Consider the following 13,903-nt stretch of genomic DNA (forward strand, 5'->3'; position numbering starts at 1 on the left):
TACCAGAAAAGGGCGGAACATCCCAAAGGAACCTTAGCAGGTGCTCATTGACTCTGGAGAAAGAGTTGGCAGGTGAGTTCTTCCTCTGCGTCTGTCTCTGAGGTGACGGCTGGAATAACAGTGGGTGGGGTACTGCCAAGGGTATCCTCTGGGGGTTGGTTTTGTGGATACCGTTGATAGAGCGTGCTTAGGAGTTTGATCAGGCGATCGCCCGCACTGGCATAGAGAGGGTCATCGGGCAAGCGCGCCAAAGCAGCGGCCATCTGCGTCTGCAAGATCTCTAAATCCCCATAGCGGCGAGTCAGCCGTTGCAGTAAATCAATGAGGGTAAACCGCTCTAGGCCTTGAGCATGCACCGGTTTGGTGGTCAACAGGGCAGCCACAAGAAGCTTCATCTGCAGGGGGGTACAGTAGCGAGTGACTTCCAAGCGCAAATCGTAGAGATCGGCGGTGCTGAAGGTTGGCGCCTCGATGGTCAGTGTGGCCGTTGGGGATTGGGTGTAGAGGGGCACCAAAATTTGCAGGAGTGCCGCTGAGAGAACCTGATAAGCCTGTGCTTTGTTGAGACTATTGACAATGGCCGTTAGGCGCTGTGCCAAAAGGGTGGGGGTTTTCAGCCGCTCAAGAATTTGGATCACGGCCTGTTGCACATCGCTGACGGTCCACGGCGGTGTTTGGGTCGGCCACTGATTCTGGTGCAGGGCATACAGTAGCTTAAAAAGACGGTTGTGCTGCGGATGCTGGACGATTTGTTGGGCAGCGGTGGCAATTGGAGAAGTCGTTGTCGTCACAGGTTTGCCCAAAGTCCCTCGATCTGTATTCTAGCCAATTTTCCTAGACGATAATTTATTGATTGTCATCAAGGGGAGATTGTCAAGACCTCTGCTAGCATTGGGAGAGTTTAGCAGTGACAGAACGGGTGTGAAAGCGCTTTTTCATCGCCTGCAGCAGCGTCTCAATGAGATTGTTGTCGGTCAAGGGGCGATCGCCCACGGGTTAATGGTGGCGCTTCTTGCCGAAGGCCATGTCATCCTTGAGGGGGTGCCGGGAACCGCCAAAACCCTCCTTGTGAAGCTCCTCGCTCGCCTAATTGCAGCGGAATTTCGCCGTATCCAACTCACCCCCGATGTCCTCCCCGCCGATATTCTCGGTACGAGTATCTTTGACTTTAACAGTCGCACATTTCGCCTGCGCAAGGGGCCAATTTTTACCCAAGTGCTGCTGGCGGATGAAATTAACCGCACACCGCCTAAGACCCAAGCGGCTCTCCTCGAAGCCATGGAAGAACGGCAGGTAACCCTTGACGGCACCACTCTCCCCCTCTCGGGTTTATTTTGGACAGTGGCCACCCAAAACCCCTTGGAATTTGAAGGGACATATCCGCTGCCAGAAGCCCAACTGGATCGCTTCCTCTTTAAGCTAGTCGTCCCCTACCCAGAGCCAACTTCAGAACGGCAAATGCTTGAAAATGCCCTTGGGGGCTTTGAGGCGCGGGATCTCGATCAACTCAATTTGGAGCCGTTGATTACCGTTGAGCAAGTCTTGGCAGCACGGCAGCAAGTGCGGCAAGTCCATGTGGCGCCTGCGGTGCTGGATTATCTGTTGGCCTTGGTGCAGGCCAGTCGTCAACATCCTGAACTGCTGTTGGGGGCTTCCCCACGAGCGGCGGTGGGCTGGTTACGTGCCACCCAAGCCCAGGCGTGGTTAGAGGATCGCGCCTATGTTACCCCTGAGGATGTGAAGGCGATCGCCACCCCGCTACTGCAACACCGCTTAATCCTCAAGCCCGAAGCCCAGTTAGACGGCACCACGCTGCCCCAAGTGATCCAAGGTATTCTCGCGAAAGTTGCTGTCCCCCGATGAAAGCACCTGCCAGTTATCAGTTTGGTCGCCATCGCCCCCGCTGGGTGCCCACGGTTCGCTTCTATGGCCTCTTGCTGCTGGGGCTTCTCTTTCCAGTGCTGACCAGCTTTCTGCCAGCAGAGCTATGGCCGATCGCCGAGGCAGTTCCCCAAGGGAAGTTGCGGGAATGGTTGCACCACTGGCCTCTGGGGCTGGGATGGCTCCTGATGGGACTGTACGATCTGGTCATTTTCGGCCTGTCCCTGTGGGACTATATCCGCATCGGTCGCTGGCAACTGACCCTCGATCGCGCCTGTGAGTCACGGCTCTCCATTGGTCGGCAAAACCCGATTCGCCTCAGGCTGCACACCCGTGGTGAGGTTTCCTTGAATGAGCAGATCTGGGTTGAACTCTACGACTATGTGCCTGCTGAGTTTACGGGTGAAATCCCCTACTTTGCCTTTGCGGCCTCAGCCCAGAGTACGCTGGAATTGCTCTACCATGTGTTTCCACCGCGACGGGGTGCCTTTCAATGGTCAGGCTGCGATGTGCGGCTGCGCAGTTCTTGGGGCTTGGCGTGGCGACGCTGGTTTGCACCCGTTGTGACTGAAGTGGAAGTCTATCCCGATTTGATGGGCTTGCGATCGCTCTCGATTCGCCTCAGTTTAGACTTCAGTGGCAGCTTGCGGCGGCGACGCTATGCCTTGGGGGGCACCGAGTTTGCCGAATTGCGGGAGTACCACTTGGGGGATGATCTGCGCCTCATGGACTGGAAAGCGAGTGCCCGCCGCGGACGGCCTCTTGTGCGCGCCATGGAACCCGAACGGGATCAACCCCTGATCATTCTGCTGGATCGAGGCCGCTTGATGACCGCTACTGTCGCTGGTTTGAAACGCTTTGACTGGGGCTTAAACGCGGCATTGGCACTGGCGCTGACGGGCTTGCGACGGGGGGATAAGGTGGGCTTGGGGATTTTTGATCAGCAACTGCACACGTGGATTGCGCCTCAAAGTGGCGATTCCCATCTGGGGCAGATTCTGAGTCAGGTGTATCGCTGTGAACCCGTTCTCGAAGAATCTGACTATGTGGGCACCGTCAGTGCGATCTTGGGACACTATACCCGCCGTGCCCTTGTGGTGGTTCTCACAGAGGTCATTGATGAGGTGGCTTCCCAAGAACTCCTCGCAGCCATGGCTCGCCTCACGCCGCGTTTTCTACCCTTCTGCGTTGCCTTGCGCGATCGCCACATTGAAACCCTTGCCCACCGCCCGTTGATGCCACAGCCCTTAGCTGCCGTGGATCAAGTGACCAGCCTCTATGAACAGGCCGTCGCTCTCGATCTGCTGCATCAGCGGCAACGTGCCTTTGCCCACTTGGAGCAACAGGGGGTTCTTGTCCTTGACGCGCCTGCGGATCAAATGAGTGAGCAACTGGTGGATCGCTATCTGCTGCTAAAAGCCCGTGGTCGCCTCTAGGGTTGGCTAGCCTCGATCACACTGGTATTCCTTGGCTCCTGTAATGGCCGTAGGGGCGGGCGATCGCCCGTTGGTGTCGCTAGGGGAAGGGGTGTCGAGGTCTGCGTCAGCCCACAAGTTGCCCGCAAACGCGCTTGCAGGAGTTGACTCACCACCTGACGTCGAATAAATTCTTGCTCAATTGCTGGGGGGACTGAACGTTGCAGTTCCATAGGTTGCCTCGAATTCACCGTTGTTCACGGCAACACAGGCTTCCGTGCGCTTCCCACACCCACATTCAACCGGTCATAGGCTTCACCTTGATCTTAACGGCGATCGCCCACGATTGTAAAAATGACTACCAAAATGCAGTGGGATTTGTGGGGATTTCCTAACACTATTGCAACGGGGATACATTCGGGGATTGAGGTGATTCCCATTTCTGCTGGCAAAACTCGTGGATCACCTTACCGCCATGAATAATCACATAGAGCGTCACTCCACTGAGGACAAAAGGCATGATCTTCTCGAGCCAAGGAAGATGGCAACCGAGGCGGGTCAGGACAAGGGCAAAGGCATCATCTAAAAGGCTAATCAACAAAGGTAGCAATTGTCTTAGAAGGGTAAGAATCTCTGGTAAATAACCATCACTATCCATAAAAATACTCTCGGCTGAGTTGACGCAGAAAATCACTTAAAGAAACATTGATTAGTTGGGATGATTGGTGAGTGGAAATACTTCATAGGCACTTCGTTCTCATCAATACAAATAAAGAATTGAAAAATGAATTACACGTCTTTACAAATTGATGACCTTTAGATAAGCCTACCCTAACTGCGATTGTTGTTTCTGCGAGTGTTCCCAAGAATAGCCGAAAACCCTGCCCGTCAGGCATTAAGGCTGCTATTGCTATTGCTAAGTTCGGTTGCAAATGAGAGATTATCGTGAATTGTTAACAACCGTAACACTTCTATTATAGGCAACGCCTAGGGGTTAGGGGATAACTGTAATTTGTCGTTACATTGGGAACGCATTCTGAAAGTTAGCTGTCTAGGATAGAGATGACAGCAGCGGCAGGTGCTTTATGAGACAGATGTCGGGTCATCGGTGTGGTTTTGCGCTTCTGTTGGCGATCGCCACCACCACAGGATTTTACCAGCGGGGACTCGCACAAAATGAAGCCCAACAGTTGCGCGATATTATGCAGCGGTTGGATGCCCTACAACAGCGCTATAGTGCCGCCGTCAGTGAACTAGACGTGATTCGCAAAACCTCTTTTGGCGGCGATAGTAATCATGTTATTGCCCTCACAAATCAGATTGAGCAGTTGCAAAAACAGGGGAATTATGGCGCAGCAGTGGCACCCTCGCGGGAATTGGTAGCGATCGCTGAGCGGGTTTTAGGTGCCCATCACCCCACTGTGGCTGCAACTTTGAATAACCTTGCTGTCACCTACAAGGAACTGGGCAACTTTAGTGAGGCGATTCCCCTCTATCAGCGCAGCTTAGCCATCCGTGAACAAGCCCTTGGCGCCAATCATTCCGATGTTGCCACCAGCCTCAATAACCTCGCCAACCTCTACACCGATCAAGGCAACTACGGTGAGGCCCTGCCCCTCTATCAACGCGCCCTTGCCATCCGTGAACAAGCCCTTGGCAAGACCCATCCCGATGTGGGCTTGAGTGTGCACAACTTGGCAGTGATGTACCATTTGCAGGGCAGCCTAACCACAGCCTTGCCCCTCTACCAGCGCAGTCTGGGTCTCCTCGAACCCGCCTTAGGGACAGAACATCCCTTGGTGGCAACGGTGTTGAATAACCTTGCCGAACTCTATCGTGCTCAGAGCAATTATGGCGCGGCACTACCCCTTTACCAACGCAGTTTGGCCATCCGCGAAAAAGTGCTGGGGACAGATCACCCCGATGTGGCCACTAGCCTCAACAACTTGGCTGAACTCTATCGAGTCCAAGGCAATTACGGGGCAGCGCTTCCCCTCTATCAACGCAGTATTGCCCTGCGGCAGCGTACCCTTGGTGGCGAACATCCCTACTTGGCGCTGAGTCTTGCCAATTTAGCCAAAGCCTACTGGGCACAGGGAATGATCAACGAGGCCTTAACGGCTCTCAACCGTGCCCTTGAGATTGAAGAGGTCAACCTTAGCCGCAACCTCGTGGTTGGCTCTGAGGAATACAAGCGCAACTATCTGGCCACGTTTCAAGACTCCACCAACACCGCGATTTCCTTCCATTTACAGGGGAATCCCCAGAATCCAGCAGTGGCCAACCTAGCCTTGACGACCATTTTGCGCCGTAAAGGTCGGTTGTTGGATGTTTTAGCGGCAACGGCCAGTCGCCTACGCAATCAATTGGATGCCTCGGGGCAGCAGCAACTGGATGAATTAATTCGTGTGCGAACACAGATTGCTAGCCTCACCTTTGTGCGCGATCGCCCACCGCCGGCCAGCCAAATTAGCCAACTCGAACAGCGAGCCAAGCAACTGGAAGCCCAGCTGATGAGTCAAAATGTCAGCTTCCGTTTAGACGTTACCCCCGTCACTCTCAGTGCCGTGCAGCAAGCAATTCCCGCCAATGCTGTGCTATTGGAGTTTATCCAGTATGTGCCCTACAACCCGAAAGCCAACCGCTGGGAAGCCCCCCGCTACGCCCTCTATGCCCTGAAAAATAGGGGTGCTCCCCAATGGCGTGACTTGGGTACCGTCGCTGATCTCGATACGGTCATTAAGGCAGCACGCCAGCGGATGGCGGATCCAAGATTGCCCGCTACGGTAACGAAGCCCTCTTTGAAGGCGGCCTATGAGCGCCTCTTGGCTCCTCTGGAACCCTTCCTAGCGGGCAGTACCCATCTGCTCGTCGCCCCCGATGGCCAGTTGAATACCTTGCCCTTTGAGGCTTTGGTGGATCGGCAGGATCGCTATCTGGTGCAGTCCTATACGATCACACTGCTCACCTCAGGACGCGACTTGCTGCGGCTGCAACAGCGGGGCAAACCGGCAAATCCCCCCTTGGTAGTGGGTAATCCCACGTTTAGTCAAGGGAGTGGTCGTGCCGTGGCAAGTAGTCAGCGGGGAGTGAACCCGCGATCGCTGGATTTGCGCAGCCTGACATTTACGGAGTTACCCGGAACCGCCACGGAGGTGAAAACCGTAAGCACGCTCTTGCCCCAAGCGCAGATCCTCACGGGTAGCAGTGCCACCGAAACTACCATCAAACAAACGCAGCGGCCACGGGTACTTCACCTCGCCACCCATGGATTTTTCCTAGAGAGTCCGCCCGTCTCTCCCCAAGTGCTGCAAAACACTCGTGGTCTCAATGCCAATACTCCCTTTAGGGGGGAAAATCCACTGTTGCGCTCCGGCTTGGCCTTGGCGGGTTTCAATCAACGGCAGAGTGGGGTGGATGATGGCGTGTTAACGGCTTTTGAAGTCACCGGCATTAACCTTGATGGTACCGAGTTAGTGGTGATGTCCGCCTGTGATACGGGGCGTGGCGATATTCTCAATGGCGATGGTGTCTATGGCTTGCGGCGAGCCTTTACCTTGGCGGGGGCACGTACCCAAGTGAGTTCCCTCTGGAAGGTGGATGACACCACGACCCAACAACTGATGGTTGCCTTTTATCAAAATCTAGCGGCTGGCAAGGGACGCAGTGAAGCCCTACGGCAAGCGCAGTTGCAGTTAATGAATGACTCCAGTAAGCAAATTCCCTATTTTTGGGCGGCCTTTGTTAGCAGTGGTGAGTGGCGCCCGCTGCCCTAAGACAGGGGGTAGCTGATAGGGGTTTGTAATTGGCTGCCGAGGGGGCGATCGCGATCAATCCACAGAATTGCCCCATGCCGCCGTGAGGGTGGCTCTCCCCAGAGCACAGTGATACTGCCGGGGGGCAAAGGTTCAGGACTAGGCCATTGACTGGTGAGCCAGACAAGGGAATCGATGGGATACTCAGCATCGGTGTCGCCGGGGGCGATCGCTGCTAGGGCCCGCAGTACCGTTGGCTGACCGTGGAGCATCCCCGTGGCGGGACTCCAAAACTGGACAGGAATTTGCTGTTGCAAACTGTAAAGGTAGAGGCTAGCCGCCGCAATCACCGCCTGCTCAAAGTCTTCGCCGCTCCAGTGGGGATGGGTATCAAGGGCAACGGTCACGGCATTGCCACCGCTAAAGGTGTCAAACTCGCGCACTCGCAGTTCGCCATAGCGGGCACTGGTGCGCCAATGCACTAGACGCAAAGGGTCTCCCCAGCGGTAGGGACGTAAGGCACGGGTGATGCCCTCTTGGGCAACGTGAAGATGATGCTGGCGATCGCGCCACTCTTGGGAAATCTCTTGCCCCAGTTGATCGAGTAAAGGACACTGTTGCAGTTGCAAAACCTGCGGATAAATCACCACCTGCTGCGGTACGGGAAATGAGCGCTGACACCAAAAGAGGCCCAAGGGAGCAGCGGTGCGCAGCCGAAGCTGTTGCCACTCATAAATCCCCCGCCGCGGTGGGATGAGATCGTACTGCCAAGTGGTTGTTTCCTGTGGTGGCAGCCGCTCGATCGCCTGTTGGGGACATTCGCGCTGGGTGGCTGACCAGAGGCCACGGGGAACGGGGTCAATCACTTGCAAATTGTGGCGAGGCGTTTGGGTGGCATTGGTCAGAAAGACGGTCAGGCGTAGGCGATCGCCCGCATGAACTGGATCCACCTTGGCTCGCTCCAGCACCAATCCCCGCAAATAGCGCGGCGGTAGAATCGCCGCCACCAAGAGCAGACCAAAAATGATCCCCGTAATCACGTACAGCCAACCCGCCATCGAATTAATGGCTGCCGCAAAAAGAAAGAGATTCATGCCCAATAGCAACAGTCCCGCATAGGCGGGGGTCACCCAGCGTTCCTCTAAAAACTGACTGAGGCGACGCAGCTTAGTCATCGCAACTTCGGGTCTTAGGAGCGGTGGGACTCAGCAGGCAAGAGGCTAGGAAAGGAGTGGGCAAGCAGTTGCTGCAAGGCTTGACGAAAGTCCCCCTTGACAAGAGCAGGATCAAACCGCTGCACCAATTCGCCGCGATCGAAAAAAAGAAGGGTTGGCAGACTCGTCAGTTGGAAGTGACGACTGAGGGCAAAGTTTTCATCGGCATTGATCCGAAGAATTTGCAACCGGTGCGGCAGCGACTGCTCCAGTTGATCCAGCAGGGGATCAATGAGGCGGCACAGGCCACACCAAGGAGCCCAAAAATGCACGATCACAGGCACAGGGGCACTGCGAATTTGCCGCTGGAATCCTTCAATATTAAATTGCTGAATGCCCTTCACGTTGTTATCTCGGTTTGTCTTGGGATCATGGTAGCAGTCAGCGGCGGTTTTGCAGCAGCGATTTGCGGCGATATGATGCCGTAGGATCAAAAATAGCTCATACGATCGATTGGCGCTCCCAAATGACCCCCAAGCCCACCCTTTGGCAAAACCTTTTCCCCCTGCTGTTACGGGAAGCGATCGCCACACTTCAGGGAATCAGTGAACTGCTTAGCAAGGCCACAGAGCAACTCAAGGGGGTGGCCACACAACGGGCGATTGCCCCGGAGCAGTTGACTCCGGAACGTTCATGGGTCAGTCGAGGGGCAGCCCTATGGTGGCAGGGAATGGGCTGGGTGCAGCAACGGCTGCCGAGTCATCTCCAGGAGCGTTATAACCGCGCCACATTGACCGCGATCGCGATCGCCCTACTTCTCATTTTGCTCTGGTTGAATCCCCTGAGTTGGTTTCAATCTCCCCCTCGGCCAACGGTGAAAGCAACCCAGCGTCCCCAACCCAGTGTCCTTGTGCAACCCCGCCCGGCACCCACACCCATGGCGGCAACACCCGCCCCAATACCCCAGCCGACACCGACACCCACTCCGTCACCAGGGGCGATCGCTCCTTCCACTTTCGTCAGTGACAGCCTCACCGTCCGCCAACAATTGCTGGCCCTTTGCGATCGCTACAGCAACGCTCTTGATCCCACCCTCACCCTCACCCCCAGCGAACAGCGCTTGGAATTGATGCTGGCCAACAGTTGGTATGATCTCAGTCCTACAAAGCAGGATCAACTAGCCCAGAACCTTTGGCAAACTGCCCATGACTTGGGGTATCAGACCGTGATTGTGGTGGATACCGAAGGTCACCTGCTTGTCCGTGATCCGGTGGTGGGTGATAATGCCATCGTTGTGCGTCGCAAGCTGATCTAACTCACCCTCGCAGCTTAAGCCATCAATTTCGCCAATCCGCTAACCTAGAAAAGTGCCAACTTCTTCAGCTTGCTATGAGTGACACCACCCTTTCCCCCGAAAAGCGCAAAGCCCTTGAGCTTGCCGTCTCCCAAATCGAACGCAACTTTGGTAAGGGCAGCATCATGCGCCTTGGGGATGCCACCCGCATGAAAGTGGAAACCATCTCTAGCGGGGCACTCACCCTTGACCTTGCTTTGGGGGGTGGACTGCCGAAGGGGCGGATCATTGAAATTTATGGCCCTGAAAGTTCGGGGAAAACTACCTTGGCGCTCCATGCCGTAGCTGAAGTCCAAAAAGCCGGTGGCGTGGCTGCCTTTGTCGATGCTGAACATGCCCTTGATCCCACCTATGCGGCTGCCCTCGGCGTGGACATTGAAAACCTACTGGTGGCTCAGCCAGACACTGGCGAAGCGGGTCTAGAAATTGTTGATCAACTGGTGCGCTCGACAGCCGTGGATATTGTGGTGGTGGACTCCGTTGCCGCCTTGGTGCCCCGCGCCGAAATTGAGGGGGATATGGGGGATAGCCATGTGGGATTGCAAGCCCGCCTGATGAGCCAAGCCCTGCGCAAAATTACCGGTAATATTGGTAAAACAGGCTGCACCGTGATTTTCCTGAACCAATTGCGGCAAAAAATTGGTGTCACCTACGGTAACCCAGAAACGACAACCGGCGGAACCGCCCTCAAGTTCTATGCCTCGGTGCGCCTAGATATTCGGCGGGTGCAAACCCTGAAGAAGGGAACGGAGGAATTTGGGATTCGCGCCAAAGTTAAGGTGGCCAAAAACAAGGTGGCGCCACCCTTTCGCATTGCCGAGTTTGACATTATCTTTGGTAAGGGCATTTCCAATCTCGGCTGCATTCTTGATATGGCCGAGGAAACCGGTGTGATTAGCCGCAAAGGGGCTTGGTACTCCTACAACGGTGAAAATTTGGCCCAAGGCCGCGACAACACAATTAAATACATGGAGGAGAACCCCAGCTTTGCCCAAGAGGTCGAACAGCAGGTGCGGCAAAAGCTAGACCAAGGGGCAGTTGTCTCCGCCAATACGGTGACTCATACCCACGATGACATGGGTGACGGAGAATAGGGGCGATCGCCCGCGAGGGACTTCCGCAGGAGTAATTTCCGCTCTCCCCAAAACGTGAAGCCTTCCTCAACCACTGCAAAGCCACAGCGGGCATATAATTGCTGTGCTGCTTGATTGTGAGCAAGGACGTGAAGATAAAGATCGGAGTAGTTAGAGCAGAGGCTGCCCTCAACAGTGTGCAGCAAGCGACGGCCAATGCCACGCCGCCGGTAGTCCGGATGCACCGCCAAATTGGACAGGTAAGGTTTGGGTTCACCCTTGATCTCACGGAGCTGCACTTCCACACTCCCCACACATAGAGCAGACGTTCCCATGGATATGACGGCTAGCCAACACTGGTAGTGGGGACGCTCGCGCTGCCAGCGATCGCGCAAATCCTGCTCCATCCCCAACTGGACAAAGCTGCGCCAAAGGGCTTGCCAACCACCACCGGGGTGAAAACTCAAGGCCACTAATTGGGCAATGCTGGCAAGGTCAGTGATCTCTGCCGCACGAATCTCAATCATTCTAGGGCTGAGGAAGGGCAGATTGCTCAGGTTGGAGTTGGCTCATCAGTGCCCGCAGAGGGGGCTTGGCCAATAGGGTTTGCGTATCGGCCACTAGGCGATCGCCCCAGAGGTTTTCCCGCTGGAATTCCACCGTGCCGTAGCGGCTATCGAGACGCAGGGCTTCCGCTGCCAGTTGTAGTGCTCTTGCTTCATTCCCCAGTTGCAGCAGGGCTGTGGCCAAAGCAAGTTTCGGCTCACTGGCTTTGGGGTCAATCTCTGCCGCCTGTTCCCAGTTCTTGGCTGCTTGGCGGATATTGCCTTGTTCATAGAGCACGAGACCAATGTTGGTATAGGCTGGCCAAAACTGACGATCCAAGCGCAATGAGCGGCGGTATTGCTCGATCGCCCGATCCTTTTGTCCCAGTTTTAGATAGGCGTTGCCAAGGTTGAACCATTCCTCTGTGGCATCGGGTTTCAGTGCCAATCCCTGCTCGATCGCCCGCACTGAGGCTCCATAATGTCCGAGGCGAAAATGGGCAGAGCCTAAGTTGAAATAAGCCCCCGGATTTTTATCATTGAGTTTCAAAGACTGCTCTAGGGCTGGCACTGCATCCTTGGGTTGATTGACCGTGAGGTAGAGTCCCCCCAGCAATGCCCAAATTTCGTGGGCTTGAGGTGCCAACTGCACTGCCAGTTTTGCCCGCACCAACGCCTCTTGAAATTGCTGGAACTGTGCCAGTTGCAGGGCTTCTTGCGCCACAATAAAACCATTTTGCTCCATCTCCTTGGCATTGAGTTCAAGGGTGCGCGGTAACACCACTTGTGCCGTTGCCAGACTGCCACTCAGGAGAACAAGACCCAGACTCAGGGTTAAACGGGCAAGCATTTTAGGCACGATCAATTTCCGTGTTGCAAGCTAAGTGAATTCCTCTTTAGTTTGCCATACCCTACCGACGTTTGCGGTGACTGAGGGCGACGCTTGACAAAAGTGGAAAGGAGATGATTGTCTTTAGAGAAAAAATAGGCTAGCCTGTGCTTATTCAAAGATCGCTAATCAATTGCTGTCAATTTTTTAAACCCTATTCAAACCTGATTTTTAAGGAAATTTAACAATGAACCCTTCAAATGAAAACATTCCTAACTACATGGTTCCAGCGATTCTGTCCACGATTTGCTGCTGTTTGCCTTTCGGTATTGTCGCTATTATTTTTGCTGCCCAAGTCAATTCAAGGTTAGCAGTAGGCGATCGCGCCGGGGCGTTGGAGGCCTCAAACAAGGCCAAGCTTATTTACTTGGATTTCGGTGATTGCGGGATTGCTCGGTGGTGCCCTTTATGCGGTACTCATGGTGCTCTCAATCATGGCTGAGCAAGGGGGGATGTAGCTCGCTGGGCAGTCGTTCATAGTGGTGGGGCGATCGCCAGCGCAGGAGATGACTCACCGGTTGCCCGAGTAACGCCGTCGTCAAACCAATGGCACGGCGGGGGTTCAGCGTTGCCAAGCCAAGAGCCGCCTCAAAATCACACACGCCCCAATCCACCAAGCGCCCCACCATTGCCAAGAGGGGAACCGTTGTGCCACAGAGAGTCCCATCCTCAAGGCGAGCAGTGCCATTTTTCACTGCAATGTGCCGTTGATCCCACGGGTAGATGCCATCCCCCAAGCCAAGGGGTGCCAAGGCATCACTGACCAAAAACAGGCGATCGCCTGCGCACTGCCACAACACCTTCAGTATTTGCGGATGAACATGAACCCCATCACCAATCACGCCGCACCAGACCCGCTGATCTGTCAAGGCTGCTGCTAACAGTCCCGGCTCGCGATGATGCAGAGGGGGCATGGCATTAAAGGCATGGGTGATCATTGTGGCACCGGCATCAAAAGCCGCCTGCGCTTCCTCCACGGTGGCCAAAGAGTGACCTAAACTCACGGTAATTCCCAACTGCCGCACATAGGGCAGCGCTTCACCATTGGCATCTAACTCTGGAGCAAGGGTGAGAATCTGAACGGTGTCACTGAACTCCCCTAAAACTGTTTGCACCCTTTCTAGGCTCAAGGGCTGAAGATGAGACTGAGGATGAGCACCGCGCTTCTGGGGATTGAGGAAAGGCCCCTCCAAATGCACACCTAAAATGTTGGCTTCAGGCTCTTGCGCATTAGGCACGTATTCGTGGATCACCCTCAAGGCAGTGTGAATTTCCGCGAGGGGAGCAGTCACAATCGTCGGGGCGTAGGCATCAATCCCCTCTTGCCAAAGATAGCGGCCAATTTTTGGCAGTGGTTCGGTGGTCTTTAACCAAGGAAAGGGAATGCCCAAGGCACCGTTAATTTGCAGATCGACGCCCCCAAGGGAGAGATAATCGCCGCCGAAGTCCAGCACCTCAGAGCCATCGGGGGGAATCAGGTCAGTGCCGATCGCCGTCACTTTACCATTTGTGAGTTGTACTTGTTGCCAGCGATCGCTCCCCAAAAGCCGCACGCGATCGAGCCATTGCTCAGTCATCATGCCGGCGTTGCTTGCAGATCAGGGCGTTCTTCAGGCACAATTGCCCCCTCCACGGGACATACCTGCAAACAAATGCCACAGTCAATACAGGTGGCAAAATCAATCCAGAACCAATCGGTGCCCTTGGCATTTTTCCCCGGTCCCGGATGAATACAGGCCACCGGACACGCCTCAACGCAATCGGCAACCCCTTCGCAGGTATTCGTGACAATGGTGTGCGCCACAGCGTTTTCCTCACTGAGAGTTGATTCAGGATC

The 13,903-nt window shown here is 55.0% G+C and carries 15 protein-coding genes; 6 read left to right on the forward strand and 9 right to left on the reverse strand.

The features are described from left to right. Nucleotides 1–44: 44 nt before the first annotated feature. Nucleotides 45–791 (reverse strand): hypothetical protein, encoded by a 747-nt coding sequence (locus RHJ80_RS09290; RefSeq protein WP_310800852.1) that lies wholly within the window; start codon nucleotides 789–791, stop codon nucleotides 45–47. Nucleotides 792–921: 130 nt separating this feature from the next. Between RHJ80_RS09290 and RHJ80_RS09295 the strand changes: the two genes are divergently transcribed. After that, nucleotides 922–1,863: a MoxR family ATPase gene (locus RHJ80_RS09295; RefSeq protein ID WP_310800853.1), complete on the forward strand. Its 942-nt coding sequence runs from the start codon at nucleotides 922–924 to the stop codon at nucleotides 1,861–1,863. Then, the gene (locus RHJ80_RS09300; RefSeq protein WP_310800854.1) at nucleotides 1,860–3,317 is read left to right on the forward strand and encodes a DUF58 domain-containing protein; all 1,458 of its coding nucleotides are present in this window, start codon (nucleotides 1,860–1,862) and stop codon (nucleotides 3,315–3,317) included. The genes RHJ80_RS09295 and RHJ80_RS09300 overlap by 4 nt, the downstream gene beginning before the upstream one ends. Here the strand turns inward: RHJ80_RS09300 and RHJ80_RS09305 are convergent. Together RHJ80_RS09305 and RHJ80_RS09310 are read right to left on the reverse strand one after the other, a co-directional pair. Continuing rightward, complete coding sequence (locus RHJ80_RS09305) at nucleotides 3,314–3,529, reverse strand: hypothetical protein (protein WP_310800855.1); 216 nt, start codon at nucleotides 3,527–3,529, stop codon at nucleotides 3,314–3,316. The two genes, RHJ80_RS09300 and RHJ80_RS09305, sit on opposite strands and share 4 nt — an antisense overlap. A 164-nt stretch (nucleotides 3,530–3,693) precedes the next feature. Then, nucleotides 3,694–3,954 carry a hypothetical protein gene (locus tag RHJ80_RS09310; protein WP_206199935.1) on the reverse strand — a complete coding sequence of 87 codons (261 nt, stop codon included), beginning with the start codon at nucleotides 3,952–3,954 and terminating at the stop codon, nucleotides 3,694–3,696. 436 nt (nucleotides 3,955–4,390) lie between these two features. Here RHJ80_RS09310 and RHJ80_RS09315 point away from each other — a divergent pair, with 436 nt between their 5' ends. Next, nucleotides 4,391–7,072 (forward strand): CHAT domain-containing tetratricopeptide repeat protein, encoded by a 2,682-nt coding sequence (locus RHJ80_RS09315; RefSeq protein ID WP_310800856.1) that lies wholly within the window; start codon nucleotides 4,391–4,393, stop codon nucleotides 7,070–7,072. On the opposite strand, the gene RHJ80_RS09320 is transcribed toward RHJ80_RS09315, so the two are convergent. Further along, a complete protein-coding gene (locus RHJ80_RS09320; RefSeq protein WP_310800857.1) occupies nucleotides 7,069–8,226 on the reverse strand; it encodes a DUF58 domain-containing protein in 1,158 nt (385 codons plus the stop codon). The genes RHJ80_RS09315 and RHJ80_RS09320 overlap by 4 nt on opposite strands. Nucleotides 8,227–8,240: 14 nt before the next feature. After that, nucleotides 8,241–8,699, reverse strand: coding sequence for a thioredoxin domain-containing protein (locus tag RHJ80_RS09325; protein WP_310800858.1), 459 nt, complete (start codon nucleotides 8,697–8,699; stop codon nucleotides 8,241–8,243). 32 nt (nucleotides 8,700–8,731) lie between these two features. On the opposite strand from RHJ80_RS09325, the gene RHJ80_RS09330 reads away from it, so the two are divergent. After that, nucleotides 8,732–9,520: a hypothetical protein gene (locus RHJ80_RS09330; protein WP_310800859.1), complete on the forward strand. Its 789-nt coding sequence runs from the start codon at nucleotides 8,732–8,734 to the stop codon at nucleotides 9,518–9,520. Nucleotides 9,521–9,594: 74 nt separating this feature from the next. Further along, nucleotides 9,595–10,653 carry a recombinase RecA gene (recA, locus tag RHJ80_RS09335; RefSeq protein ID WP_302678148.1) on the forward strand — a complete coding sequence of 353 codons (1,059 nt, stop codon included), beginning with the start codon at nucleotides 9,595–9,597 and terminating at the stop codon, nucleotides 10,651–10,653. Here the strand turns inward: recA and RHJ80_RS09340 are convergent. Together RHJ80_RS09340 and RHJ80_RS09345 are read right to left on the reverse strand one after the other, a co-directional pair. Next, a complete protein-coding gene (locus RHJ80_RS09340) occupies nucleotides 10,620–11,159 on the reverse strand; it encodes a GNAT family N-acetyltransferase (RefSeq protein ID WP_310800860.1) in 540 nt (179 codons plus the stop codon). The two genes, recA and RHJ80_RS09340, sit on opposite strands and share 34 nt — an antisense overlap. Nucleotide 11,160: 1 nt before the next feature. Continuing rightward, nucleotides 11,161–12,027 (reverse strand): tetratricopeptide repeat protein, encoded by an 867-nt coding sequence (locus RHJ80_RS09345; RefSeq protein WP_310800861.1) that lies wholly within the window; start codon nucleotides 12,025–12,027, stop codon nucleotides 11,161–11,163. Between the two features lie 259 nt (nucleotides 12,028–12,286). Here RHJ80_RS09345 and RHJ80_RS13135 point away from each other — a divergent pair, with 259 nt between their 5' ends. Continuing rightward, nucleotides 12,287–12,508 carry a CD225/dispanin family protein gene (locus tag RHJ80_RS13135; protein ID WP_315863378.1) on the forward strand — a complete coding sequence of 74 codons (222 nt, stop codon included), beginning with the start codon at nucleotides 12,287–12,289 and terminating at the stop codon, nucleotides 12,506–12,508. Here the strand turns inward: RHJ80_RS13135 and nagA are convergent. After that, on the reverse strand, nucleotides 12,495–13,646 hold the full coding sequence (nagA, locus tag RHJ80_RS09350) for an N-acetylglucosamine-6-phosphate deacetylase (protein WP_310800862.1): 1,152 nt from the start codon (nucleotides 13,644–13,646) through the stop codon (nucleotides 12,495–12,497). The genes RHJ80_RS13135 and nagA overlap by 14 nt on opposite strands. Beyond that, nucleotides 13,643–13,870, reverse strand: a complete 228-nt coding sequence (locus RHJ80_RS09355) for a ferredoxin family protein (protein ID WP_011057929.1) — start codon at nucleotides 13,868–13,870, stop codon at nucleotides 13,643–13,645. The genes nagA and RHJ80_RS09355 overlap by 4 nt, the downstream gene beginning before the upstream one ends. Nucleotides 13,871–13,903: the final 33 nt, after the last annotated feature.

It is taken from the genome of Thermosynechococcus sp. QS41, assembly GCF_031583515.1.
Taxonomy (GTDB): domain Bacteria; phylum Cyanobacteriota; class Cyanobacteriia; order Thermosynechococcales; family Thermosynechococcaceae; genus Thermosynechococcus.